Consider the following 25,891-nt stretch of genomic DNA (forward strand, 5'->3'; position numbering starts at 1 on the left):
TATCAATTTTACCTGTACGTCCTGAGTGCTTAATCTGGATATGCGGTTCGGGAACACCGCAACAAAACACAATTAACACCTTCATTTTCGAGCGCATTAAATACCTCGATTTCATTAACTAAGGAGTTTCTATGGAACCACAAACTAAGGAGTCAACATGGCGGTGAGCAGCTCTGAAAATCATCAATACTTTTCTCCAAAAGAAATGATGGCTGAAGCTGAGAAGTTTGCGCTAAGTAAGGCAAATAAAACCAGCGGCATGACACTGGGTTTGGCCATCATGGCAGGCGCATTTATCGGATTGGCTTTCCTGTTCTACATCACAGTAACAACAGGCAGTGCTGACGCTGGTTGGGGTCTTAGTCGTCTTGCTGGTGGTTTAGCGTTCAGTATGGGCTTAATTCTCATCGTGATTTGCGGCGGTGAGTTGTTTACCAGTTCTGTGCTTTCGAGCATCTCTTGGGCAAACAGACAAATTTCATTCGGCAAAATGCTTTCGATTTGGGGCAAAGTTTACGTTGGTAACTTTATTGGTGCCATGTTCTTGCTGGCTCTCGTTAGTGCGGCAGGCTTGTACACAATGGACGCGGGTCAGTGGGGCTTAAATGCACTGAACATCGCACAACATAAATTGCACCACACCTTAGTACAAGCATTCGCACTAGGCATTCTTTGTAACTTACTTGTTTGTTTAGCTATTTGGCTGACATTCAGCTCTGCAAATGCAATGACTAAAGCCGCAATGACCATCATGCCAGTTGCCATGTTCGTCAGCAGTGGTTTCGAGCACTGTGTTGCAAACATGTTCATGGTACCGCTGGGGATCGTTATCGCAAACTTCGCACCGGAGTCGTTCTGGACTGCAGTCGGTGTACCAGCTTCTCAATACGCAGATTTAAATGTCGGTCACTTTATTACTGCAAACTTAATTCCAGTGACACTTGGCAACATCGTCGGTGGTGCCGTCTTAGTTGGCTTGGCTAACTGGTGTATTTACCGTCGCCCAGAATTAAAAGCAGCAAAAGTTGCATCAATTACAAACACTACAACACTCACGTCAGTTAAGGAAAGCACTATGAAAAATGCATCTATCGTTAAAGAAATCATGAACCCAACGCCAGTTACGCTAAGCGTAGAAATGCCAGTAGCAACTGCACTTGATACCCTATTGGATAACAATCTAATCAGTGCACCTGTTGTTGATGTTCAAAACCGTCTAGTTGGCTTCCTTTCTGCTCATGATGTGATGGTTGAATTGTGGTGCCAAGACTACATTCCTGCTAACGAACAGAAAGTCGTAGATTTGATGAGTCGTAATGTCGTGGCAATTGATGCCAATGACCGTCTAGTTGATGTCGTTGAATTCCTTTGCATTGACAAAGAACAACTATACCCGACAACAAGTATGGGGATGGCTACACGCTTAACGTCTCTTTCTCTAGAAGAGCGAGCAAAAAGCATTAAAGTAAGCAAACCTCAGGTACTCCCTGTTCTAGAAAATGGGTTGATGGTTGGCGTTGTAACACGTAATGAAGTGCTTAAAGCTCTGCGCCCAGTTTACGGCGAACGCTTAAACCTTGTTGAAGATAACGTTCTAGAAACCGCATAAACAATATAAATACTGACAATATACGGTTGGCACCAATAAAAAAGCGCTCTAATTAAGAGCGCTTTCATCATTTGGAAACTCTGTTGTACTGCAAGAAGGTTACTTTTTGATACCTTCCACGTGCAGTTCCATATCCACGTAGCTAGAAGACCCCATTACTGGGATTTCGAAGTCAGCAAGTTCTAGACGAGTTTGACCAATAAAGCCCGCACGCTCACCACCCCATGGGTCGCTCCCTGCACCAACAAATTCAGCAGTAATCGTAATTGGTTTTGTAACACCATGTAGCGTTAGGTCACCTATTACATCTAACTTACCGTCGCCTTTGTCGACAACTTTGGTGCTCTTAAATGTGGCTTCGCCAAACTTACCGGCATCAATAAAATCACCGCTACGGATGTGTTTGTCGCGCTCTGCATGGTTTGAATCAAGGCTTGTCGTATCAACCACTACATTTACTTTCGAATCTGCGATGTTGTTTTCATCAAAAGAAAAGTCACCAGAAAATGTATTAAAACGACCTTTGATGAAACTGTAACCTAAGTGGCTAACTTTAAAGTTAACTGATGCGTGAGCACCTTTCGTATCGATAACGTAATCTGCAGCGTTAGCACCAAAAGGTAGTGCCATAGCGATTGCTAATCCTGTAGCGAAAAGTGACTTTTTCATTTTGAAGCTCCTAACATTTTTCTTAATGTGTTGTCTTTATCGATAAAGTGATGTTTGAGTGCAGCAGCTGCGTGTAAACCTGCCATTAGGATTACTGCCCAAGCTGCATAGAAGTGAATTTCACCTGCAATATCCGACTGACCGGGAAACAATTCCCCCGCCCCTGGCACCGTAAACCAATTAAATACTTCGATACCGCGACCATCAGATGTTGAGATGAGGTAACCTGAAATAAAGATGGTGATGAGCAATAGATACATCACACCATGTGCGGCTTTCGCTGCTACTACTTCATAAGGTTTCCCTTCCACTTTTGGTGACGCCGTCACATGCTTCCATACGATGCGTACCAAAGTGAGGGTTGCTAATAAAATGCCCACAGAGCGGTGATAATGTGGTGCAGTGCGATACCATTCGCTGTAGTAGCTAAGGTCGACCATCCACAAACCCACAGCAAATAAACCGATGATGCAAAGAGCAGATAGCCAATGCATAAGTCGTGCAGTTAGGTTGTAATTCTTTACCAGTGTATCCATCTCACGTCCTAGATATATTCCTAAGTTGATGTTGAGCAAGAAACACGACATTAACTTATTTACCTTGTATGCAACAGATTATTTACCATCCTTTACATCTAACCAATAACACCTTTTTAAACAAGTTGTTCGAAAAATTAGAAGGAACTTCAGATCATTTAAAAAACTGACACTTAGATATCAACTTCTTGCTCAATTTCATACAACTCATCGGTCATTTCTAGCATGCGTCTTTCAATCACTGACTTCGCATCCTCAATTCCTTTGTTGTAATAAATCGGAGCAAGCTTTTCTGTTACGAAGTCGATTAAAAACTCACTGTCGAATTGGCCGATTTCCACACTCAATTCATCCTGCATATAATCTTGAATTGCGCAAGCTAACGCTTCTTTTTGTGCTCTTTCTAGTTTGATCATGTTCTACCTATACTGTTCCATTCTCAAAATTGATGTTTAGATCAAGAAGTTGCCTCTCCAAATTAGTCTATCCTAAAAGGACTATGCTAACCTTTCGCCGTTCATTTTGTTAACCGTTAAGGGATATTCTTTGCTACTCGACTTAGTCATCCAAAGTGTCAATGATTTTCAGGACGATTGTCTCAAACTCTGTGAGAAGCATTATCCTGCGGTGCATAACCAAGGCATGAGTGAACATCACCTTGGACTCGCGTTTGCAAGACGTATGGAACACACCTTCCGCCATTTTGGCTATAGCAGTGTCATTAAACCAATCGAAGTGCTCGATGCACCAGATTTACCTCATCATTATCGTATTTCTTCTGAAATGGGTACGGTTTGGGTACTAAGCCACCATATGGTGAGCGCAGGAAATTCTTGCCGAGAAAACCTGCTCTCCTCTATTACCGAATGGCAAAGTGAATATGGGTATGCGCTACAACCCAATGATTTGTTGTTTTTGGTCAGTGACCATTGGATTAGCCGCAGTAAAACCAGTCGAGAACTTTTACACTGGTGGATGGGTGAACTTCCTGAGCCAATTAATGAATATACCGAGCAAGGAATCACGCTCTTTACGAGCGAATCGCAGTTGAGCAATTCTTTGGATGGTAGGTTTGGGATTAGCCCTTGCTACATTAAATTTGGCCACCCTTTGCGTCGTTCAAACAAACAACAATTGGTCAGAAAATACCTCCAACTTTATGCGGTATTACAGTGGTAGTATCAAATTGCAACGGGTAGATTATCAGCCTGTTCATCCATTTGTTTGATGCTGGTCGATATTTCTGTTTATCGAGTGCTAACTCTCTTGCCTTGGAGCAAGCCCCCGCTTAGATTCAAACTACTGAAGTAAAACTAGATGCACAACAATCAGTTAAGCATCAGTAAAGAGCATTGGTCTAGGTTACAACAATAATGATGAGTATTTCGCAGCTGCTTGGCTGCATATCGAAGCAACCCGATGGGCAGTACATAGCACAATACAATCAACTCACGTTGCGTAGTGTGTTTCAGCCTATCTATAAACAAGATCTTTCCATCATCGGTCTCGAAGCATTGGTTAGAATTAGTAACCAAGAAGGATTAATGATCAGACCTGATCAGTTCTTCCATTCAAACACTATCCCCGCCCAAGACCAAATCAATGTTGAACGTCTCAGCCGTCTCATTCACATCAGTAACTTTGGTCAATCAAAGTTTTGTAATAAGAAGCTGTTTTTGAATGTTCTGCCTAAAGCCGCGGAAATGTTGGCAAAAGATGTTTCATACAGCAATCTACTCAAACAAGCGATTATTGAAGCTGATTTAAGGCGGGAGCAGATCGTCATGGAATTGGTGGAATTAGACGCCAGTGATGAAGCTTTCTTATATAAAGCCACGAAGGAGTTGATCAACAATGGTTATCTTCTGGCGATTGATGATTACGGAATTGACGCTTCTACCATTGAGCGAGTTCGATGCGTAAAACCGAATATTATTAAAATTGACCGGTCACTTTTACTCAGATATGAAAATGGGGACTTTTCTTGCTTGATGGAAGCACTCAATCTCGCAAAAGATATTCGTTCAAAAACCGTTATTGAAGGAATTGAAACCGAGCATCAACTTAACTTAATGAAAAAACTCGGTTTCGATATGTATCAAGGTTACTTATTGGCGATGCCTCAACCCCTTGAAGCCTACCAAGAAGCTAAGACGGCGTAATCAGAGTTACTGATAGACGCCATCACCTTTTCTATCGGCGGTTTTTACCACGATTTTTATGAATCGCTAATTTCGCTTTTAGTTTACGTTTTTCTGATGAACGGCTCTTACGTCGGCCACCACCATTATTGTTTTCAGGTTCCACTTCTTCAACTAGACTCGGCTCGAAACCTTCTAACCATTCTTGTGGTAAACGTTGATCGAGCAAATTCTCAATAGCGTGCAACAAATACTCTTCATCTCGGCTCATCAAAGACACAGCTAAACCAGATTTACCAGCTCGGCCAGTACGACCAATTCGGTGAACATAATCTTCAGCTTTGAAAGGCATATCAAAGTTCACTACTTGTTCTAGTTGCTGGATATCCAAGCCACGGGCGGCGACGTCAGTTGCAATCAAAGCGCGAACTTTGCCTGATTTAAACTCATCAAGTGCACGCTGACGAGCACCTTGCGACTTGTCACCATTAATCGACACAGCTTTGATACCATCCAACTTAAGCTCTTTCGCCAGTTCGTCACTACCTTGTTTGGTTTTAGTGAATACCAACACTTGTTGCCAGTTACGAGATCCAATCAAATACGCCAATAGTTCACGCTTGCGCTTCTTATCAACTGGGTACACCATTTGCTTTACCGTTTCGGCAGTCGTATTTGGTGGAGACACTTCGACTTCAACGGGTTCATCCATCAATTTATAAGCAATGGTTTTAATGCGTTTTTCAAATGTCGCAGAGAATAGCATGAACTGTTTGCTCTCAGGTAAGCGACGAAGAATACGTTGCAGATCTGGCCAGAAGCCCATGTCTAGCATACGGTCGGCTTCATCAAGGACAAGTATTCCCGTTTTTGAAATGTTTACATTGCCGTTAAACAAGTGATCAAGTAAGCGTCCAGGAGTCGCGATAAGAATATCAGCTCCTTCTTCAAGCTTATTCTTTTGTACGCCAATGCTTGTGCCACCATAGACACAAACGATGCGGAGCTCAGTGTTGGTAGCGTATTGCGTTAGATTATCGAAAACCTGTTGAGCAAGTTCACGCGTCGGCACCAAAATCAGAGCTTGAGGTGTTCCGTTCAGTTTCTTTTGCTGCACGGCTTGGATAATTGGCAAACCAAATGCGGCGGTTTTACCTGTGCCTGTTTGAGCTGCAGCAAGTAGATCTTTTCCGGCCAAGACATGCGGGATAGATTTTTCCTGCACAGGTGTTGGAGTAACGATATTTAAACCAGTTAACGTCTCCACCAAATGTTGTTCAATGCCAAGATCAGCGAAATTAACGGACATGATAAACCTCATAATTTTTGGAGCGCAGAGTTTACCAGAGCCTTGATAGTCCGACTACCTTTAGACTCTGCCAATCTATGAATTGATCAGTTGTTGGTAGAATTCTCGCGATTCACTCAGAACATCTTGATAAAGCGCAGGAAACTTTGCTTCTAACGTTGAATACTCTTTATCCAATACTTCAAACGTTGTGGTGAGATCCGCCATACGAGGCGTACGTTGAGACATTCGATATAACGCAAACTCTATGTTTTCCAATTGGCGATAAGATTGTAACCACCCACCACTCCACATTCGGTTATGTATCAGTAAAAACCTTGATGGCAATGAATCTGTGATTTGGTTATCGACTTGTTTGAAAGCTTTGTGGACAAACGAATCTAACGATTCAGAAGAAAAACTGTCCCAATGTTTGGCCAAACAATGATCCCAAAACATATCAAGCGCAATAGGCGCAAAACGACGGGCGACACCAGTAAAGTGCGGCTTACATTCTTCTACTATGGGGTGATGATCTGTGATGCGGTCAACAAAGCGATGGAGTTTAATGCCATTGGAAATGTCAGTTTGATACTGCTTGCTTGGATCTCCCTTTACGAAATCTCCAAGCAAGTTTCCCATTAAATGGCTATTACAATGTTGTGCAATATGCAGGTGGGCTAGAAAGTTCATTAGACGCTGTGAGTGGCCTTTTGGCTCGTCTTACATGAACTTATTATAACGTCTGTTGTGACGCGGTGAGAGTACTAATTGTACTTATTCGGCTTCGTCTTCTGAGCCTACGTATTCCGACAAGTTAATACCGATTTCAAGTGCATCTAGCAACTCTAGGCATTCGTCGTTTTGGTATTGGTCGCTCATTGTGACCTCCTTTGTTTTACATCTCCTGAAGCAACCCGCTTCAATCTTCACTGTCATTTCTTTTCTTCATCGATGACAGCAACTCCTTTTTATACACTTTATATGACACATTCATGACAGCGAGAAGTAAAGATTTAGAAAGCTATGACAGGAATCATAAGTAAACGTTTGCATCGATTGTTCTCTTCTATAACCCCCTCCGCCCAACTGACTCCATAAACACAAAGGCTCATTGTCATGGTTAATCAATATTTCTGTCATTAAAAGATACGACAAACCGTTTATTGTGAATTTAGATCTCATATTTTGAAATACATCAACTGACTGTTACATATTTTGCTGATTCCTATCGCATATTTTGTTTCGATAGTCGCATAACTTGTACACCATCCTTTTCATCTCAAATGGAGTAACAAATGAGAGAAGTAGAGTTTAGAACGATAGATAAGCTATTCATTAAAATGTCTATCAACGACAAAATGTGGGCCATTTTCCTCCTGTTTCTGGGAGCTCTAACTTCAGTGGCAGGAAGCCGATATTTCAATGACATACAGGCATTTGAGCAACGCTCGATTGCTTCTGCACAAGCGACAATTTCTGGTGTGGTGCAAGCCCAACCCGAAAATTTGCGTAATATAGGCGGGTTGGTAAACGTCAGCGCTCAAAACAACCCAAAATTCAATAATGGTACGGTAACGGTATACTCTCAACTCGAATCCGGACAAGCGATTCAGTTAACGCAAAACTTATCTAACCAATATAAACAAGCTAAAACAGACGCTTTAACAACTTTCCTTCTTAGCATGTTATGGATTGTCCCATTTGGTTTGTTTTCGTATTGGGTCGCAACCTTTATCGGCGGCGCACTGTGGGTACTGTATACGACGACTGAGAAAATCGGCGATGGCGATCTAACTTCACGTCTTGGTTTTCATCCTGGCCGAGACGAGTTTGGCACAATCGGCTGCGCACTCGATAAATCGATGGATACGTTGACTGACCTAGTCAACAACGTAAAAAACAACGCACACACATTGAGCGAGACTTCAACGGCCTTCGAAAAAGACATGCGTCGGAGTGAGACACAGATTACGCACCAATATCAAACGCTTGATTCTGTTGCGACGGCAATGGAAGAAATGACAGCATCCGCAAAAGAAGTATCGAATATCTCTCAACAAGCGATGATGCAGTCCGATCAAGATACACAACAAATTGAGACGAGTCGTATCCGTGTTCAGAGTGTCATATCTGAAATTGAGACATTATCAAACTATATTGAGCAGGCGTCTGCTTCAGTTGGAAGCCTCAATGAAAACACCACTCAAATTAACGAAGTGATTACCACAATCAATGCCATTTCTGAACAAACCAACCTACTCGCTTTAAACGCAGCAATTGAAGCTGCCCGTGCTGGTGAACAAGGCCGTGGTTTTGCAGTGGTAGCCGATGAAGTACGTACGCTTGCAAGTCGAACACAACAAGCCACCGTTGAGATTCAATCGATGATTGAAAAACTACAAACGGAAAGCCAAAACATTGCCTCGATCACCAACCGTACCGTTCAACAAGCACAAACAAGCAGTCATTTGATTGATGAGATAGGTGGCGATGTAGCTTCAATTGCGAGTTCGGCCCGCTCATTAATGGACATGAGTATTCAAATATCGACTTCAGCGGAAGAGCAAAGTGCTGTCGCAAATGACATTGCCTCCGAGCTGGCCGATATCCGCTCCCAATCAAACACCATCAGAGAAGTCGCCGAGCAATCAACATCGGGAGTCACCAATCTGACCAAAGCATCAAACTCTTTAGGTGAAATACTAAAGCGTTATCGTACCGCTTAGAGCAAACCGCTTCCTACGACAAGGGCTTCCAATTGGAAGCCCTTTTTCTTGTTTATTACGTTATCTATTCATTATTACCACTAAGTTTCGTCATTTCTTTTTCGTATCAAAAGTGGGAGAACTTAATTAAATTGAGTTTAAAGAAAGCACCGATATAATTTAGTTTGAAGTGAATCGAAATAATCTTCTGTATTTGATGAAAGAATGTTCAAAGGATAGGCGTTCAGCTATTCTAGATCTTGCCAATCAATTTTGCTGCTGGTGAATAATATGAATAATTACAACAAAGCTCACAACGCTGAAGATCTTCAGTGTCCGCTCTGCCAATGCGATGAATATATGATTTCATCAGATGGTGAGAAATTCACATGTGCTTCTTGCGGGTTTCACACTAAAAACTTCTCTTCCATCCAATGCTTACATCAAACACCACTATTACAAACTAAATTCAAGCATATCCACAGTTTGAGTAACGTATGTCACTAAACGGAGCAGCCTAAGAGCTGCTCTTTTAGTTCATCAAGGTGCTGAATACGAATGACTCGCTCATCGTCGACGAGATTTACAGCAGCACCGTTATACAGCTGAACGGTCTTGATACCCGCATTCAATCCGGCTTCAACGCCTTTTGGTGTGTCGTCGATGTACAGGCAATCACTTGGTAAAAATCCCATGCTCATTGCGCTGTACATGATCAAATCAGGTTCTGGCTTCCAACTGTTTGCATCAAAAGCGGAAAAGACTTTCCCCTTAAATGCCCCCAACAACCCTGTGAGCTCTAAGGCGTACTCAATCTTATCTTTCGGGCCATTTGAAGCAACGCAATACTCAATATTGTGCTCATCGAGAAACTGAATCAGTTTTTTAGCGCCATCCATTGGTTGTAGGTGACGAACAAACAGTTTTTGCAACTCAGTACGATATTGTGGCTCTAGCACATCAATCGATACGTTAATATTCATCAGAACCTTAGCATCGCGTAGAATATCGGCCAGTTTACCGCCCTTAAAATGTTCAACACACTCATCAAAAGTCATCTCTGCCCCATACTGGCTAAAAACATTAACCAAGGCTTGGCAACACAGACGCTCACTATCCACGAGCGTGCCATCGCAATCAAAAATGACACACTTAATATTGTTAATAGCCATGACTTCCCCCGACGCTAAATAATAAAAAACACTAATAACCAATTTATTTGATCTTATTGACTTATTTATTGGTACTAAATATGTTTCTTCATGATAGATAAGTTTAAAAATGTTTAAACGACTGAGTTGGCATTTCGTGGAAATGAGAAAGAGGAATTAACGATTTTCTAAGCAAGATCACCGAATGAAGATCCAAATTGAAGAAATATGAAACTTCACTCGGTAGGTATGGCTTGCTTACACCTCGTTATCTGGGAATAAGTAACGAACCTCTATAAAGTCGTCAAGATTATCGAGAACTAACTGACACAACGCGGGGTCAAAATGCTTACCTTGCTCACGTTTAAATAACTCTACCACCTCATCGATTGTCCAAGCGCGCTTGTAACAACGTTCACTCAGCAATGCATCAAACACATCTGCGATAGCAACGATACGTGCAAATAGATGGATGTCCTCACCTTTCAATCCATTTGGGTAGCCAGTACCATCCCACCGTTCATGGTGCTCATAGGCGATGATAGCGGCAAGTTTAGTCAGTTCACCTTCGCGGTTATTTAGCAGCTCATAACCTTTCACAGTATGTCGCTTCATCACCTCCCATTCTTGGGGGGATAATTTGCCCTGTTTATCTAAAATAGATTCAGGCACCGCAATCTTACCCACATCGTGCATTGGGCTTATAATTTCAATCATCTCGACTTCACGATGACTCAAACCGCAGAACTCAGCCAATGTCGCGGATAACCTCGCGACACGTTTAACATGCTGCCCGGTCTCACCCGAGCGGGATTCAATCGCTTCACCAAGCACGTGAATCATTTCTTTTTGAACGCTTAAGGTACGTTTTTGCAACGTCACTATCTTACGATTTTTGCGATCAATTTCTTTACGTTGGCGTATCGTCATAAACTGACTGACAATCACCATAAACAACAAAATAATGAGGGCGCAGGCGAACAGCAATAGCTTTACGTTGACTTGAATTGCTGGTGGTGGCGCGTTAATGATGTGGGCCGTTTTCGGTATATCGAAGCGGCTGATGCCGTATTTTTGAATAGCAACGAAATCGAGCACTGCTTCAGAGATAAGCTCATCATCCACCTTTGTTATCGACAAACCAAGTTTACCTGACATCAATTCTGCGGCTTCATATCCATATTGCTTAGAGCGATTGACAAAGCCACCTAATATTCCGGGTTCTTCCAAGTACATTTCCCACAACACAAATACTGGCGCTCCACTTTTTGAGCCAATAACATGCGCGACTTCTTGATATGAGTGGTAATGTCCGTGCTCAGCTTCGGTATTATAGTGCGTCAATAAAACTGCATCATTTGGGCTTACCTTTGCCAACATGCTTGAAGCTTCAGCGAGTGTTTCATCACGCAGCTCAATCAGATTTATCTGTGGGTACTTCTGCATTTCTTCAACAACACGTTGGTGAATTAATTCAGAGGTCATGCTTCGATCAGCTAAGTAATACAAGTTTTTGATTTGTGGGCGTACTTGATTGATTAACTTAATGTTCTCGACAACACGGTCTTGCTCATAGAGCACACTTCCGGCAGAACTCAAGGTATCTAAGTTTGCCGAAGTATCGTTGATACCGACCGCCACTAAAGGCGTTGAACGTTCAGCGTTAGGTAAATATTTCTTGGCGAATTGCAAGGCAGCGTCATCAGAGATGATGACACCATCAAATTCGTAGTCTTGATATTTCAGCTGTAGGTAGTTGGCCATCCTTTGAAAATAGCCATCGGAGTGAATACGTTTAGCATCAAGATATTCAATAGACAGTTTAACTTCGCTGTTGGTCTGTTCGAAACCTTCTTCGATGCCATTTTGAATATCACTCGTCCATTGATAGGACGGTTCATAAGAATGTAAAACCAGTACTCGTTTGATTTCCCAATCAGTTTCGTCAGCATTGACTGCAGCCGTCCCTAGGCACAATAAAAGAGCCAATAAACGCGTCAAACGCTTAACCATGTGATACCCAGCCGAGAAGAAATGATGTTGCACATACTAAATGTCGAACTCTTAACTGAGCACGACATTGATCAATTTTCTACTATTATTGTTTCATACAACTTTTGATCGTCGTTCAATTTTTTTGCTAAATCCGCGATAAAGTCTGATTTATCTAACTTTTGAGAAACAGCGATATCAGAGATGAGGGTATTTTCCTCATGTTGGCTAACAATCGCCGCTCCCACAGCTTCACCCTCTTTGAAGCCAACATACAGTTCAAAATCCGGGGTCAGAATGATTTGAGTCAGGTACTCAATGATCATTTCTTGGTCGTGCTTATCCGCCCAACGTTGTGACTGAAGAATAGAAAACATCACAGTAAGTCGATGAAAATCAACAAGGAAAATATCGTCTTTGCCTAACGCGTTATCACTATCGAGTAACTCTGATTTACCCATAACTTGGTATTCTTGCGTCTCAAGAGCACGAAAGTAAGTCGCTCGTCCTTCTAAGCTTTCCTTAGTTGGAAACTCGACCTCGACCAAGTCATGTAGCCATGCATTTTTACGTTGAATACTTTCTAACTGTTGTTCGTTCATTTTATTACCTTCAGAGCTACACGCTATACATTGGCAGCGAGTAAAGACGGGACTTTGATTAGAAATATAGGCGTCACCCGTTATGGAACGGTACATTAGCATGAAGCCTCTTACAAACCTAGCTAAACTCCTGAGGTAACGCCAAATTTTGTTTTAACTGCGTACGTCTGATAAATTGATTCGATAAATTTGCCTATTTAAGGGATGAAAAAATGAAAAAGAGCTTGCTTGCTTTGGGTTTGGTGACGGTATTAGCTGGATGTAGCGATAACGAAGTTGGGGATGTTTCACTGGGCATGTTCACAATGAAAGATATCAAGATCGGTCATCTTCAAGATGAGGTCGTTACCGGTGTGACTTGTCATATTGCCTCTATTGAAGCAAACCTAAGCTTGTCTGATCCAAGTGACAGCTCCATCTCATGTCGTCAAACAGGCGATATCACACCAGAGATGATTGCAAAAATTGACAAGAGCAAATCGGGTGAGGTGGTCTTTAAAAAGTCAAAGAGTATCTTCTTCAAAACCATGAAAGTACGTCGTATCTACGATCCAGAAAACCAAACATTGCTTTACTTGTCTTACACGACCAAAGAAACAGAAGGCAGCTTCAAACACAGCCTGTCTACTGTCCCTCTTTATGGAACAAAAGCGTATGTAGAACCGACGGTAAATCCGACAAATTAAGTCTAAATTGTTTGTAAAAACAGCAGCCCGTTGAATTTTTCAGCGGGCAAATTTCTTTGCAATAAAACGGAACGATTTTCAAAATTTTGTGATACAATCCCGCCTCTTTTTTTCTCACTCAAGAACAAGCATGAAGTTTCCTGGTCAGCGAAAATCTAAACACTACTTCCCAACTCACGCTCGAGATCCATTAGTAAACCAAATTCGACAAGCACCTAAATTGTACCGTCCAACGGTTGTCGGTGTTGGTCAAACCATCGTAGATATCGAAGCGCGTGTAGATGATGCGTTTTTAGAAAAATATAACCTAAGTAAAGGTCACTCTCTCGTTCTTGAAGAGAGTAAAGCTGATGCACTGTACGAAGAGCTCGTTGAACAAGGCCTGATTACGCACCAATACCCTGGTGACACAATCGGCAACACGCTTCACAACTACTCGGTACTTGCAGACAGTAAATCCGTACTTCTTGGTGTGATGTCTAAAAACATCCAAGTAGGTTCATTCGCATACCGCTACTTATGCCGTACCTCTTCTCGTATGAACTTGAACCACCTACAAACCGTAGATGGTCCGATTGGTCGCTGTTACACACTGATCACTCAAGATGGTGAACGTACGTTCGCAATCAATGAAGGTCATATGAACAAGCTCTCTCCAGAGAGCATCCCGGAAGAAGTATTTACCAAAGCTTCTGCTCTTGTGGTTTCTTCTTACCTAATGCGTGGTAAAGAAGAAGACCAGATGCCGCAAGCCGTTCAACGCGCTATCGAGTTTGCAAAGAAACACGAAGTCCCTGTGGTACTGACTTTAGGCACTAAATACGTTATCGAAGGTAATGCTAAATGGTGGCAAGAGTACATTCGCGAGAACGTATCAGTTGTCGCAATGAATGAAGAAGAAGGAGCAGCGTTAACAGGTGAGAATGATCCGCTTGCTGCTGCAAACAAAGCTCTGGAATGGGTGGACCTTGTTCTTTGCACTGCTGGTCCAGATGGCCTTTACATGGCTGGCTACACGGATGAAAAAGTGAAGCGTGAAACCACTCACGATATTCTCGAAGGCTCAATTGAAGACTTCAACAGGTTTGAGTTTAGCCGTGCAATGCGTAAAGACGACTGCCAGAATCCAATGAAAGTGTACTCTCACATTGGTCCATACCTTGGCGGCCCGCTTGAGATTAAAAACACGAATGGAGCTGGCGACGCTGCGCTCTCTGCACTGTTGCACGACATGGCAGCTAACTCATTCCACAATAAAGAAGTGCCAAACTCAGAGAAACACGAAGTACGTTGCCTAACCTACTCTTCTCTGTCGCAAATTTGTAAATACGCAAACCGCGTAAGCTACGAAGTACTGACACAACACTCACCTCGTCTATCACGTGCGCTACCAGAACGCGAAGATAGTCTAGAAGAGACCTACTGGGATCGATAAGAACCAAGTACTTAGAGCAATAAATATGCGAAGGTCACCATTTGGTGGCCTTTTTGTTTTGATCTAGCGCAGTAATTAGTGGTTTTTGTTATGATGTAGCACGCTAAGGCGCACGAACTGCTTTACACCTTATTTTTTACCAGTATTATTCTCGCGCAAACGTTTGCGCAACAACAAGGCCGCAGCTCAGATGGCTAATGTTGCTCGCTACGTGTTAGCCATTTTTTTGGAGTATCCATGCAGTCTGATATTGAAATTTGCCGAAACACACCGTTATCTTCCATCGCTACCGTTGCCGCAAACGCAGGCCTTTTACCGCACGAATTTGATACACACGGAAAATATAAAGCCAAAGTTTACCCTCAGTGCCTTCAACGCCTTCATACAAATCAAGACGGTAAATTGGTATTGGTTACTGCAATCACGCCCACCCCTCTTGGTGAAGGTAAAACCGTTACCACTATTGGTTTATCACAAGGCCTTTCCAAGATTAACCAATCGGTCATGGCATGCATTCGCCAACCTTCAATGGGGCCAGTCTTTGGAGTCAAAGGTGGTGCAGCTGGCGGTGGTTACTCTCAAGTCGCCCCTATGGACGAACTAAATCTTCATCTCACAGGCGATATTCATGCTGTTACCGCAGCACACAACCTTGCTTCTGCAGCATTGGATGCACGTCTTTACCATGAACAACGAGAAGGCTATGAGGCATTTGAAGCACGAACGGGTTTAACTGCGCTTAAAATCGACGTTGAGCGTATCACGTGGAAACGTGTTATGGACCATAACGATCGCGCACTGCGTATGGTGAAAATTGGTCTGAACGAAGAAGGTAAAACCATTAACGGCTTTGAGCGTGATGAAGGGTTTGATATCTCTGCCGCTTCAGAGCTGATGGCGATACTCGCGCTTGCAAAAGATTTAAACGACTTACGCCAGCGTATAGGTCGGATTGTTGTCGCTTACAACTTAGAAGGCAAACCGATTACGACGGAAGATCTACAAGTCGCAGGAGCTATGGCTGTCACACTAAAAGACACCATTGCCCCAACACTCATGCAAACGTTGGAAGGTGTACCTACGTTGATTCACGCAGGCCCTTTTGCCAACATAGCCCATGGCAACTCCTCTATCATTGCCGATCAAATTGCATTAAAACTTTCTAGTTACGTTGTCACTGAGGCGGGTTTTGGTTCTGATATGGGTTTCGAGAAAGCGTGCAATATTAAAGCTTCGGCAGCGAATCGAGCCCCGGACTGTGTGGTAATCGTAGCAACACTCCGGGGCCTAAAAGCCAATTCGGGTCATTATGATCTTCGCCCAGGTATGGCGATTCCGGATTCAATCTTTAACCCTGACCAAGCCGCATTAGAAGCAGGATTTGAAAACCTAAAATGGCATATTAACAATGTCCATAAATATGGTATTCCTGCGGTCGTCGCTATTAACCAATTCCCTCAAGATTCGTTAGAAGAACTTAATGAGTTGAAATCATTGGTTAAACGTTTCAATCCGGATGTAAAAGTGGCCGTGAGCACGGCATTTGGCCAAGGGGGTGAAGGCACGATTGAGTTGGCACAACATGTTGTCGAAGCCTGTGAGCAGCCCTCATCATTCCGTCCCCTTTACACGCCAGAGCAGCCTCTAAAAGAAAAATTGATGGCAGTGTGTGAAGCGGGTTATGGGGCGTCAACTATCGACATGAGCGAGCAAGCGAAAAAACAATTAGCACACTTTGAAGCGCTCGGCTTTGATAACCTAGCGGTCTGTATTGCTAAGACACCATTGTCGATCACAACCGACTCTGCCATTAAAGGGGCACCAAATGGCTTTAGCGTACCAATTCGAGAACTGCGTTTGTGCGCAGGCGCTGGCTTTGTTTATGCGCTTTCAGGTAATGTTATGACCATGCCAGGCTTACCAGATAAACCAGCATTTATGAATTTGGACCTTGATGATCAAGGCAATATTATCGGCCTGTCTTAAGGTATGCGAATTTAAAAATAGAATGGGAGTGTTCAACACTCCTATTTTTCCATTTATTCCTCTTAACCCTCTGTTTTTAAATAGCTTTACAGTGTAAACCAACACCAAGGTCCTACTTCCACACCTCCCTTTCACCAATATAGTGCACGGTATATTCCTTAACTCCCTAATGTAGTGCAACCAATCTTCCATTTTGTTCAAAGCGCATTGATTCTATTAGAAAAATTCTGTGGCTCGAATCTTGTAATGCGTTATGTAGCATTACATAACGTCAAATATAAGCACGCAAGCAGTTGGCTAACTCCTCAGGCTTATCGCTGCTTCAGGACACGAAGAACAAGGGAAAGGGAATATTATGCAAGATGCACTCGCCGTAATTTTAGCTGGAGGAATGGGTTCTCGACTCAGTCCATTGACCGATGATAGGGCAAAACCTGCGGTCCCCTTTGGAGGAAAATACCGAATCATCGACTTTACGCTAACTAATTGTCTTCATTCAGGTTTAAGAAAGATATTAGTTCTCACTCAATACAAATCCCATTCATTACAAAAACACTTAAGAGATGGATGGTCCGTTTTTAATCCCGAACTTGGTGAGTACATTACCGCTGTCCCACCCCAAATGCGCAAAGGTGGTGCATGGTACGAAGGCACTGCGGACGCTATTTACCACAACATGTGGCTTCTCGACCGTAATGATGCCAAGTACGTTGTCGTTCTATCCGGTGACCATATCTATCGAATGGACTACGCGGCAATGCTCGAAGAGCATAAATCGAACGGAGCAAAACTAACTGTAGCTTGTATGGATGTTCCTGTAGAAGAAGCAACCGCTTTTGGTGTGATGGGAACAAATGAAAGTGGTTTGGTGCAGTCTTTCATCGAGAAACCAGAGAGCCCACCTACTCTGCCTGATGATCCGACACAGAGTCTCGCATCGATGGGAATTTACATCTTCAATATGGATGCATTGCAAGACGCTCTCGAACAAGACTCGCAACTCGAAGAGTCGAACCACGATTTTGGTAAAGATATCATTCCTAAGCTCATTGATACCGAGTCGGTTTACGCGTACAAATTTTGTGGCAGCAAAGGCCGGGTTGACAAAGACTGCTATTGGCGCGACGTGGGTACGATTGACTCTTTCTATGAAGCAAATATGGATTTGTTAGAACCCGTTCCACCGATGAACTTGTACCAACCCAATTGGGCCATTCGAACCTATGAAGCTCAATTTCCACCAGCACGAACCGTTTCTTCTGCTACTGGCAATGAAGGTATTTTCATTAACTCCATCATTGCAAACGGCGTAATCAACTCAGGCGGTTCAGTTCAGCACTCGGTTATTGCATCGAATGTGCGTATCCATGATAGCGCGACCGTAGTCGACAGTATTATCTTTGACGATGTCGAAGTTGGTGAAGGTTGTCAGCTGGTAAGTTGTATCATCGATAAACATGTTTGCATCCCACCACACACTCAAATCGGTATGAACAAGATCGAGGATGCAAAGCGATTCCACGTATCGGAAAAAGGCATCGTGGTTATCCCTGAGGGGTATGAATTCTAACTGACTCGCCATTGGTAACACTATTTATCTCCCATAATAAAAAGCGCGCGATTTACATCGCGCGCTTTTCCATAACCGATTAAAACGGATTAGATGTTACATACTGTCGCCCAGCTACCATCGCTACCCGGCTCAGATGCTGTCCACCAATTTGCTTGGTACACCACACCATTGTGAATCACTTTATCACCTTGGTTAGCGTGGCTTGGGTTACCTTGCCAATCTGTTTGTGGAAGATCAGGGTAAGTAACTAGACCCGCAGTGTCACAAGTACCCGGCTCAGTACCACCGCCGCCGCCAGTACCAGAGTTTAGGTCACCAATTGGTAGGTCTGGTTGCTCAAACTTAAACGCAAACTCTTTACCGCCAGAAATCACCGTATAGTTAGCTGGGCCAGAGATTGGTAAGTAGTAAACCATATCAAGCTCGTAAGTGCCGCCCGCAGGTAGGTCTTTCCATGCTGGTAGCGAGAAAGATACGCGGTGCATTACACCATCCAAACCACCAATGTTGTTCGCACGAGTATGGCCAGAAGCAATCACACTTAGACCGCCGCCAGACTGATCTTTCGCGTTATCCGGAGCAGATACAGGAATATCGAATTGGAATTCCGTACCACCAGGGATAGCTTGACCCGTGTTGTTGGTGAACGTGATCTTAGGGTTGATTGGGTAGTTTTGGTCACCAACTTTGAAACCACCAACACTCACTGCAATGTCTACTGCTTCGGTTGGGATTGCACCAGTTGCGATCTTGTTACCGTAAGGCGTTGCAGACTTAAACTTGTCGTAAATCGCTTTAGTCATAGTGTTACCCATGTGGTACTCACCATTGCCCGCCGCACAAGCCTGTTCTGTAGCGTCGATTGCAGTACGGTTGCCATTTGCGTCTAGTACATAACAGTTGTAGTCACCTGCCAGTTCCCAGAACATAATGCCACCGATTTCTTTGTCGATAACGTAGTCCGCTTTCACTTGTACAGACGCTTTATCTTCTGTCGATAGGAAAACGCTCTTCTCAGCATTCCATAGCCATGGTGCAACCGCAACATCATCATAGTGACGAGTGTAAGAACCAACAAACTTGTCCGTTGGATCGTTCACAGGGTCTAGGCCGTAAGCTTGAGCGTAAGAACCCCAAATACCTTTCTCTAGGTTCTTCGCATGCCACATTGGGTTAGAACCTGCACCCATTTCGTTGCCTTTAGGGTCAGTGTCATGCCACATGTTATCGATACCGATAGCGCCGTGACCACAATTGTTCTTCTCACCTTCACCAGTGCCAGGAGCACATTCAGATTGGTTAGGAAGTGCTGCTCGGCCCCATAGGCCATTATCACCACCTGTTACACCTTGCCAACCACGAGTGTAGTAAGGAACACCGATGTTAATTCGACCTGCTGGCATAGAACCACGGAAGTAGTGATACGCCCAGTCAGTATTCAAGTAACCGATACCACCGTATGCCGCCGTGCCGTATACGTTCCACTGTGCCAACTCAGAATCTTTACCAGTGTCGTACAAGGCAGCGTTGTGACCAACGTGATCATTCCAAGCACCGTGCAAGTCGTAGGTCATGATGTTTACGTAATCGAGGTACTTAGTAACGTCGAACGTTTCCATACCGCGCAGTAAGTAACCAGAAGAAGGCGCCGCGATTGTTAGCATGTAGTGGATGCCGTCTTGCGAAGAAGCCGCATCTAGTTTCTCACGTAGAACTTTCATCAGCTCTTGGTAAGATGCCCATAAGTAAGCACGACGTGGTTCCATGAAGTCTTTATCGTAAGGGTTACCAGCACCCGCCATTGACGTTGGGTACTCGTAGTCGATATCTAGACCGTCAAACTTGTAGGTACGCATCATTTCAACGGCAGACGTTGCAAACTTCTCGATACCAGCATGGTTGATAGAGCCATCAGCATTGGTCGTCATGGTGTAGAAACCACCGTCAGCAACACGATTACCATCAGCACCGAAGTGACCGCCGGTTTCAGCCCAACCACCAATTGAAATTAGCGTCTTAACATCGTGTTTTTGCTTATAAGTTGCAAGTGCACCGAAGTGACCTTTAAAGCCCAGTTCTGGGTCAACTTCAACACCTGGCCATGTTTTACCTGTTGCTGGGTTAGTTGGATCTGTTACATCGCCCACATTCACTTTACCGTCTGAGCCAATGCTCACGAACGCGTAATTAATGTGTGTTAGCTGATCCCAAGGAATGTCTTTCACTAAGTATGCAGCTTGCGGGTCATCCCCACTACGCCAGCTTGTGAAGTAACCGATAACACGACGCGGGTGATCTGTACCCATTAATTCACGACCATCTTCATCGTAAATAGTACAGTAAGGAACGTCGACACCTGCCGTTTGATACAGACCATCTGGACGACAGTTTGAAGTAACCGCACCGCCATTAACCACTAACGATACAAGAGAAGAGTCTGTAGTCGCACCAGCATCGTCTGTCGCTTTCGCGTAAATTGAGATGTTGCCTGCCGTTGCTGCAGTAAAGTCAACCGAATAAGGAGCAGCAGTTGCTGTACCAATCAGCGTACCTGCTGCGAAGAATTCCACTTTCGCAACCGCACCGTCAGCATCAGCTGCATTTGCAGTCACCGTTACCGTACCACCAAGATCCACAGTCGTTGCAGAGAGCGCTACGTCAACGGTTGGTGCTTCATTACCAGGCTGACCGGCATTAACAGTGAGGGTTACAGCACTTGCAGCACTCACTGCGTTTTTATCATCGTAAGCTTTCGTTGAGAATTCATGCGCGCCTTCAGTCGCCGTCCATGATGCTGTGAAAGGTGCTGCAGTTGACGTACCCACTAGAGCGCCATCAACAAAGAATTCAACTTTACTGATGGTTCCATCCGTATCTGCCGCATCCGCAGCAAGAGTAACAACATCACCTGCTGTAATTGAAGCCGACGCAGAAGGTGAAGTTAATGAAACTGTCGGAACTTCATTCACTGGTGGGTCAATTGGGCCACCATCACAAGCGCCAAGGTTTTCCCACTCCCCCCATTGACCGGACTGTGCAGGGTTGTTGTTTTGCGTCCAGTAGCGCGCTTTGTATGCGCTGTTTTCGTGTTGAACTTGGTCACCGCCGTTGTAAACCTTTGACGAATCCCAAGCCGCTAACGGCGTACAATCAACGGCTGCATAGCTGTTGAAGGCCATTAGACAAGATGCAGTTAACGTACTGAGTGTAAATACACTCTTTACTGCTTTCCCGTTTCTAAGGTGCATATTGCTCTTCCTTAAGTTATTGTTAGTACAATACAAAATACGCTTTAAATACTGCGCATCATTACTTTTGTTTCGACGTAAAATAACTTAAGTACAAGTACAGAGTTTCACACTAAGAATTTATAGATTTTCAGCAACACCTCTCAAGAATCCACTAAAACCTTGCAACGAATGACATCTTATTTTGCACCGATAACTAATTTTATTACTCAAATAAATATATCGATCGCAAATAATTAAAAAACACAAAAAAAGTCCTAATTTTGAAATATAGATCACTAAGCCTTTGTTGATCTTGGCGTTTCGTTAAAGTGCCGCTTGTACTCACGACTAAACTGAGAAGGACTGCTATAGCCCACTTGTCTCGCGGCGTCATTCACTCTTCTTCCTTCAAGCTGAATCAATTCACGAGCTTTATTCAAACGCACCTTTTTGATGTATTGCAACGGTGACTCCAAAGTCACACTCCTGAACGCTTGGTGAAACGCGGATACACTCATGTTCGCCTCTTCAGCCAACGTTTGTACATTGAGTTGTTCATGGTATTCCTGATGAACGCGGTTTAATGCTTTTGCAACCCTCGCATACGACCCCTCTTGATGTGCGAGCTCAAAAAGAACATGGCCGGATTCACTCACCAAAGTACGGTAGACGATCTCTTCTAGAAGCATGTCGCCAAGCATTGCGACTTCAAGATCGTTGCACAATGCCGTCATTAGACGTTTGCACGCATCCAGCATTAGATCGTTCATACGAACCGATTTCAACCCACAACGAGCAGCGTCCTCACAAGTATTACTAAAGTGTTGCGACTCCAGTTTTTTGACCAACTTTTGAAGCATGGCGGGAGAAATATCAATGGAAATACCCAACAAAGGCTCGTCGTTAACAGAAATTGCTTCGCACTCAAGTGGCATAGGCACCCCTACAACCAAATAATCGTCAGGGCCATAACGTACTGGCGTTTGGCCAATATGAATATTCTTGTAACCTTGCCCTAAAACAATAATCCCTGATTGATAAACAAAAGGTTGACGATTATTGCCTTTGCTACTGCGATAAAACCACACACCATCAATGGCGGTTTCTTTAATGCCTTCTAAATCATCTAAACCATATTTAGTGGCGTACTGCTGCATGATCTCAGCAAGTGTCTTCATCTTGTCACTCCAATAGTTATGCACGCACTATACTTGGAGTTCCGATTACAGTTCCAGCACAAGAACGGTATATTTGTAGAAATAGGCAATAAATTTGCAGAAATCGGTCTACTCAGCGCCATTAACGCATACTAATATGCATGTATTAACCATCCTCACATTGGAAGCAAGAGGTCTAATAATGAACTTTTCATACGTCAACCCTACTAAAATCTTCTTTGGCCAAGGCCAAATTGCCGCAATCAAAGATGCAATCCCTGCAGACCAAAAAGTACTGGTTATCTACGGTGGCGGTTCTATTAAAAAGAACGGCGTGTACGACCAAGTTGCACAAGCACTTGAAGGTCGCGAGTGGCTTGAATTCTCTGGCGTAGAGCCAAACCCAACGAAAGAAACCTTGGATAAAGCGGTAGCGACCGTTAAAGAGCAGAATGTTGATTTTATTCTTGCTGTTGGTGGTGGCTCCGTAATTGATGGTTCTAAATATGTTGCAGCAGCGGCTAAGTACGACGGTGACGGTTGGGACATCATGGTAGGCAAACATCAAGTAACAGAAGCAACGCCGCTTGCTGCGATTCTTACTTTGCCTGCAACAGGTTCTGAGTCAAACATGGGCGCAGTAATCACTAAGAAAGAAACCCAAGACAAATTGGCATTTCTAGCGCCTGCTGTTCAGCCAAAATTTGCTGTGCTTGACCCAGACGTAATGAAAACTCTACCAGAGCGTCAGCTTATCAACGGCCTAGTTGATGCATGGGTACACGTATGTGAGCAATACCTAACGCTGCCAACTGGCGCAATGGTTCAAGACGGTTACGCAGAAGCGCTACTTAAAAACCTAAAAGTATTGGGTGATCAATTCGCAGAACGTGATAACGACCAATGGCGTGCGAACCTAATGTGGACAGCAAACCAAGCATTGAACGGTCTAATCGGTAGCGGCGTTCCTCAAGATTGGGCAACGCATATGATTGGCCACGAGCTGACTGCACTATGGCACGTAGACCACGCTCGTTCACTAGCGATCATTCAACCATCTCTACTTCGTAACCAAATGGAATTCAAACGTCCTAAGCTTGAGCAAATGGGTCGTAACGTATTTGGCTTAGCAGAAGGTGAAGATTTGGCAGAACGCACAATCCAATCGATTGAAGCTTTCTACCACCAGCTAGAAGTCGCGACTCAACTTGAAGGTTACGGTGATGACCGTCAAGCAGCTATCGATGCTGTGATTGATCAACTGAACAAACACGGCATGACGGTTCTTGGCGAAAACCAAGCAATCGACCTAGAAAACAGCCGTAAAATTCTAGAACTTGCCGTTGCATAACGACTCGATCTATTAAATTACTGCCTTTTTTGACGGCATTGTGTCTACACGGACACAATGCCGTTTTTTTATGTTAATTTAGCGCAACATTGACAACTCGATAAATATTGAACTTTTCTGCTAGAAAACTAACAAATAAGCGATGGTTCGATGTTGTTATGTAAGCCGATGACCAAAACAAACCAAGTGCTTACTATTCGAAGTGTCATTTTTTAGCTTGCTCATAAAAAGATGAGCGTTTAGTCGTCTATTCAAGAGTTATTCGTATGTGGCTGATTGTCGTAGCTTGCGCGCTCATACATATCATCAGTATCAAGACTGGCCCTAAGTGGTTATTCTTTTTGACCAAACCGCTACCCATCACAGCAATGATTGGGATGCTAATGCTGTCTCCGGCAAGCCACCTCCCCTACACCCAGTGGATCATTGGCGGTCTCTCATTGTCACTCATGGGTGACCTAATCTTAATGCACCCAAAAGACAAATTTGTTGCGGGCATTAAACTGTTTTGTCTTGCCCAAATTAGTTACGCTTTGGGCTTCATCAATATGGCAGCATGGCACTTCACACCTTGGTTGCCATTTGCCGTATTTGGCGTAGGCGTCTGTGCCTATTTCTTCTTTAAACCCGATTTGGGGAAAGAAAAGTGGTCGGTAGCTAGCTATATCTTTGTTTTGATGACAATGCTATGGATGGCGATGGAGTACTACGCCAGTGGAAAGACCCAATCATCGGCCTTCGCGGTTCTCGGCAGTTTCATCTTCACTATGTCCGGAGTTGTCCTTGCCTTCGAACGATTTGGCAGTACATCGGTATTTTCGCGCCAAGTGGTGATGACAACCTACTACTCTGCACAGTTTCTTATCACGATGTCTGTCTTCGCAATTGTGATCCGTTTTCTCTAAAACTGACTATATTGTTGATTAGTTTTATCACGAGTTATTTGCTCACCAGTTGGACAGTTTATGCTTGATTAACAGGTGCAATACGGTTAATAACTTGTTATTGTAGAAAGAAATTTATTCTAAAAGTTGGCAGCCTTGAAAGAGAAAAATATCGTTGTTGAGTTCAGCGGCGTAAACAAGTGGTATGGTGAATATCACGCCCTCAAAGACATTAATTTTTCAGTACATACCGGTGAAATCGTTGTTGTTTGCGGCCCTTCTGGCTCAGGAAAATCCACGCTAATCCGTTGCATCAACCACTTAGAATCCATCCAAGAAGGTGAGCTCAGCGTCTTCGAACACCCTGCCAATTCTAAAGCACAAAAACCGGGTAAAGTCGGCATGGTATTTCAGCACTTTCACCTGTTTCCACATCTCACGGTGTTAGAAAACCTCACTCTTGCCCCTATCCGCACGCTAAAGCTTTCTAAGCAAGAAGCGGAAAAACGTGCAATTCATTATCTCAAGCGCGTTAACATCGAAGAACAAGCCAACAAATACCCAATCCAACTGTCCGGTGGTCAACAGCAGCGTGTGGCTATCGCACGCTCGCTCTGTATGGAACCAGATTTACTGCTGTTTGACGAGCCGACTTCGGCGCTCGATCCTGAAATGATCAACGAAGTGTTGGACGTGATGGTGGAGTTAGCACAAAGTGGCATGACCATGATTTGTGTAACGCACGAAATGGGATTCGCCAAAAAGGTCGCCAATCGAGTGGTCTTTATGGATGAAGGTGAAATCATCGAGATGAACTCCCCTGTGGCACTTTTTGAGACACCGCAGCACCCTCGGACGCAGGCATTCTTAAATCAGATTCTGAGTTACTAAAC

General features: G+C 43.7%; 21 protein-coding genes. 11 read left to right on the forward strand and 10 right to left on the reverse strand.

Annotation, left to right across the window (positions count from 1 at the left end):
- Positions 1–157 precede the first annotated feature (157 nt).
- Positions 158–1,609, forward strand: a complete 1,452-nt coding sequence (gene focA, locus VJL_RS11165; RefSeq protein WP_038870786.1) for a formate transporter FocA — start codon at positions 158–160, stop codon at positions 1,607–1,609.
- Positions 1,610–1,708: 99 nt separating this feature from the next.
- Here the strand turns inward: focA and VJL_RS11170 are convergent, their stop codons facing one another.
- From VJL_RS11170 to VJL_RS11180, 3 genes are all read right to left on the reverse strand, one after another.
- Complete coding sequence (locus VJL_RS11170) at positions 1,709–2,278, reverse strand: YceI family protein (RefSeq protein ID WP_038877928.1); 570 nt, start codon at positions 2,276–2,278, stop codon at positions 1,709–1,711.
- Positions 2,275–2,814 carry a cytochrome b gene (locus VJL_RS11175; protein WP_038877930.1) on the reverse strand — a complete coding sequence of 180 codons (540 nt, stop codon included), beginning with the start codon at positions 2,812–2,814 and terminating at the stop codon, positions 2,275–2,277. The genes VJL_RS11170 and VJL_RS11175 overlap by 4 nt, the downstream gene beginning before the upstream one ends.
- A gap of 173 nt (positions 2,815–2,987) precedes the next feature.
- Positions 2,988–3,230 carry a DUF2164 domain-containing protein gene (locus VJL_RS11180; RefSeq protein WP_038877932.1) on the reverse strand — a complete coding sequence of 81 codons (243 nt, stop codon included), beginning with the start codon at positions 3,228–3,230 and terminating at the stop codon, positions 2,988–2,990.
- 130 nt (positions 3,231–3,360) lie between these two features.
- Here VJL_RS11180 and VJL_RS11185 point away from each other — a divergent pair, with 130 nt between their 5' ends.
- Together VJL_RS11185 and VJL_RS11190 are read left to right on the forward strand one after the other, a co-directional pair.
- Positions 3,361–3,993 carry a hypothetical protein gene (locus VJL_RS11185; RefSeq protein ID WP_038870794.1) on the forward strand — a complete coding sequence of 211 codons (633 nt, stop codon included), beginning with the start codon at positions 3,361–3,363 and terminating at the stop codon, positions 3,991–3,993.
- 194 nt (positions 3,994–4,187) lie between these two features.
- Positions 4,188–4,976 carry an EAL domain-containing protein gene (locus VJL_RS11190; protein WP_038877934.1) on the forward strand — a complete coding sequence of 263 codons (789 nt, stop codon included), beginning with the start codon at positions 4,188–4,190 and terminating at the stop codon, positions 4,974–4,976.
- Positions 4,977–5,007: 31 nt separating this feature from the next.
- Here VJL_RS11190 and VJL_RS11195 read toward each other — a convergent pair whose 3' ends face one another.
- Positions 5,008–6,264 (reverse strand): DEAD/DEAH box helicase, encoded by a 1,257-nt coding sequence (locus VJL_RS11195; RefSeq protein ID WP_038870796.1) that lies wholly within the window; start codon positions 6,262–6,264, stop codon positions 5,008–5,010.
- Positions 6,265–6,339: 75 nt separating this feature from the next.
- Positions 6,340–6,936, reverse strand: a complete 597-nt coding sequence (locus VJL_RS11200) for an acyl carrier protein phosphodiesterase (protein WP_038877936.1) — start codon at positions 6,934–6,936, stop codon at positions 6,340–6,342.
- A 605-nt stretch (positions 6,937–7,541) separates the two neighbouring features.
- Between VJL_RS11200 and VJL_RS11205 the strand changes: the two genes are divergently transcribed.
- A complete protein-coding gene (locus tag VJL_RS11205) occupies positions 7,542–8,972 on the forward strand; it encodes a methyl-accepting chemotaxis protein (protein ID WP_038870800.1) in 1,431 nt (476 codons plus the stop codon).
- Between the two features lie 482 nt (positions 8,973–9,454).
- On the opposite strand, the gene VJL_RS11210 is transcribed toward VJL_RS11205, so the two are convergent.
- The 3 genes from VJL_RS11210 to VJL_RS11220 form a co-directional block, all read right to left on the reverse strand.
- Positions 9,455–10,123: an HAD-IA family hydrolase gene (locus VJL_RS11210; RefSeq protein ID WP_038877938.1), complete on the reverse strand. Its 669-nt coding sequence runs from the start codon at positions 10,121–10,123 to the stop codon at positions 9,455–9,457.
- A gap of 237 nt (positions 10,124–10,360) precedes the next feature.
- On the reverse strand, positions 10,361–12,115 hold the full coding sequence (locus VJL_RS11215; protein WP_038877940.1) for an HD domain-containing phosphohydrolase: 1,755 nt from the start codon (positions 12,113–12,115) through the stop codon (positions 10,361–10,363).
- A 71-nt stretch (positions 12,116–12,186) separates the two neighbouring features.
- On the reverse strand, positions 12,187–12,696 hold the full coding sequence (locus VJL_RS11220; protein ID WP_038870806.1) for a hypothetical protein: 510 nt from the start codon (positions 12,694–12,696) through the stop codon (positions 12,187–12,189).
- Between the two features lie 212 nt (positions 12,697–12,908).
- Here VJL_RS11220 and VJL_RS11225 point away from each other — a divergent pair, with 212 nt between their 5' ends.
- The 4 genes from VJL_RS11225 to glgC all read left to right on the forward strand — a co-directional run bounded on the left by VJL_RS11225 (position 12,909) and on the right by glgC (position 18,373).
- Positions 12,909–13,382: a CreA family protein gene (locus VJL_RS11225; RefSeq protein ID WP_038870808.1), complete on the forward strand. Its 474-nt coding sequence runs from the start codon at positions 12,909–12,911 to the stop codon at positions 13,380–13,382.
- Positions 13,383–13,512: 130 nt separating this feature from the next.
- Positions 13,513–14,817, forward strand: coding sequence for an inosine/guanosine kinase (locus VJL_RS11230; protein WP_038877942.1), 1,305 nt, complete (start codon positions 13,513–13,515; stop codon positions 14,815–14,817).
- A 237-nt stretch (positions 14,818–15,054) separates the two neighbouring features.
- Positions 15,055–16,803, forward strand: a complete 1,749-nt coding sequence (locus tag VJL_RS11235) for a formate--tetrahydrofolate ligase (protein ID WP_038877944.1) — start codon at positions 15,055–15,057, stop codon at positions 16,801–16,803.
- 313 nt (positions 16,804–17,116) lie between these two features.
- Entirely contained in the window at positions 17,117–18,373 is a 1,257-nt protein-coding gene (glgC, locus tag VJL_RS11240) for a glucose-1-phosphate adenylyltransferase (protein ID WP_152436642.1), read from the forward strand.
- Positions 18,374–18,462: 89 nt separating this feature from the next.
- Here glgC and VJL_RS11245 read toward each other — a convergent pair whose 3' ends face one another.
- Positions 18,463–21,624 (reverse strand): chitinase C-terminal domain-containing protein, encoded by a 3,162-nt coding sequence (locus tag VJL_RS11245; protein ID WP_038877947.1) that lies wholly within the window; start codon positions 21,622–21,624, stop codon positions 18,463–18,465.
- Between the two features lie 278 nt (positions 21,625–21,902).
- Complete coding sequence (locus VJL_RS11250) at positions 21,903–22,784, reverse strand: AraC family transcriptional regulator (RefSeq protein ID WP_038877948.1); 882 nt, start codon at positions 22,782–22,784, stop codon at positions 21,903–21,905.
- 181 nt (positions 22,785–22,965) lie between these two features.
- Here VJL_RS11250 and VJL_RS11255 point away from each other — a divergent pair, with 181 nt between their 5' ends.
- From VJL_RS11255 to VJL_RS11265, 3 genes are all read left to right on the forward strand, one after another.
- Positions 22,966–24,114, forward strand: coding sequence for an iron-containing alcohol dehydrogenase (locus tag VJL_RS11255; protein ID WP_038877950.1), 1,149 nt, complete (start codon positions 22,966–22,968; stop codon positions 24,112–24,114).
- 266 nt (positions 24,115–24,380) lie between these two features.
- Positions 24,381–25,019 (forward strand): lysoplasmalogenase, encoded by a 639-nt coding sequence (locus tag VJL_RS11260; RefSeq protein ID WP_038877952.1) that lies wholly within the window; start codon positions 24,381–24,383, stop codon positions 25,017–25,019.
- Positions 25,020–25,154: 135 nt separating this feature from the next.
- Entirely contained in the window at positions 25,155–25,889 is a 735-nt protein-coding gene (locus tag VJL_RS11265) for an amino acid ABC transporter ATP-binding protein (protein WP_038870914.1), read from the forward strand.
- Positions 25,890–25,891 lie beyond the last annotated feature (2 nt).

This window comes from Vibrio jasicida CAIM 1864 = LMG 25398, from assembly GCF_000400365.1.
Taxonomy (GTDB): domain Bacteria; phylum Pseudomonadota; class Gammaproteobacteria; order Enterobacterales; family Vibrionaceae; genus Vibrio; species Vibrio jasicida.

Bases quoted from the DNA above. Each gene is read 5' to 3' on its own strand.
- focA (WP_038870786.1), top strand. From the start codon at position 158: ATGGCGGTGAGCAGCTCTGAAAATCATCAATACTTTTCTCCAAAAGAA.
- VJL_RS11170 (WP_038877928.1), bottom strand. From the start codon at position 2,278: ATGAAAAAGTCACTTTTCGCTACAGGATTAGCAATCGCTATGGCACTA.
- VJL_RS11175 (WP_038877930.1), bottom strand. From the start codon at position 2,814: ATGGATACACTGGTAAAGAATTACAACCTAACTGCACGACTTATGCAT.
- VJL_RS11180 (WP_038877932.1), bottom strand. From the start codon at position 3,230: ATGATCAAACTAGAAAGAGCACAAAAAGAAGCGTTAGCTTGCGCAATT.
- VJL_RS11190 (WP_038877934.1), top strand. From the start codon at position 4,188: ATGATGAGTATTTCGCAGCTGCTTGGCTGCATATCGAAGCAACCCGAT.
- VJL_RS11195 (WP_038870796.1), bottom strand. From the start codon at position 6,264: ATGTCCGTTAATTTCGCTGATCTTGGCATTGAACAACATTTGGTGGAG.
- VJL_RS11200 (WP_038877936.1), bottom strand. From the start codon at position 6,936: ATGAACTTTCTAGCCCACCTGCATATTGCACAACATTGTAATAGCCAT.
- VJL_RS11205 (WP_038870800.1), top strand. From the start codon at position 7,542: ATGAGAGAAGTAGAGTTTAGAACGATAGATAAGCTATTCATTAAAATG.
- VJL_RS11210 (WP_038877938.1), bottom strand. From the start codon at position 10,123: ATGGCTATTAACAATATTAAGTGTGTCATTTTTGATTGCGATGGCACG.
- VJL_RS11215 (WP_038877940.1), bottom strand. From the start codon at position 12,115: ATGGTTAAGCGTTTGACGCGTTTATTGGCTCTTTTATTGTGCCTAGGG.
- VJL_RS11220 (WP_038870806.1), bottom strand. From the start codon at position 12,696: ATGAACGAACAACAGTTAGAAAGTATTCAACGTAAAAATGCATGGCTA.
- VJL_RS11225 (WP_038870808.1), top strand. From the start codon at position 12,909: ATGAAAAAGAGCTTGCTTGCTTTGGGTTTGGTGACGGTATTAGCTGGA.
- VJL_RS11230 (WP_038877942.1), top strand. From the start codon at position 13,513: ATGAAGTTTCCTGGTCAGCGAAAATCTAAACACTACTTCCCAACTCAC.
- VJL_RS11235 (WP_038877944.1), top strand. From the start codon at position 15,055: ATGCAGTCTGATATTGAAATTTGCCGAAACACACCGTTATCTTCCATC.
- VJL_RS11245 (WP_038877947.1), bottom strand. From the start codon at position 21,624: ATGCACCTTAGAAACGGGAAAGCAGTAAAGAGTGTATTTACACTCAGT.
- VJL_RS11250 (WP_038877948.1), bottom strand. From the start codon at position 22,784: ATGAAGACACTTGCTGAGATCATGCAGCAGTACGCCACTAAATATGGT.
- VJL_RS11255 (WP_038877950.1), top strand. From the start codon at position 22,966: ATGAACTTTTCATACGTCAACCCTACTAAAATCTTCTTTGGCCAAGGC.
- VJL_RS11260 (WP_038877952.1), top strand. From the start codon at position 24,381: ATGTGGCTGATTGTCGTAGCTTGCGCGCTCATACATATCATCAGTATC.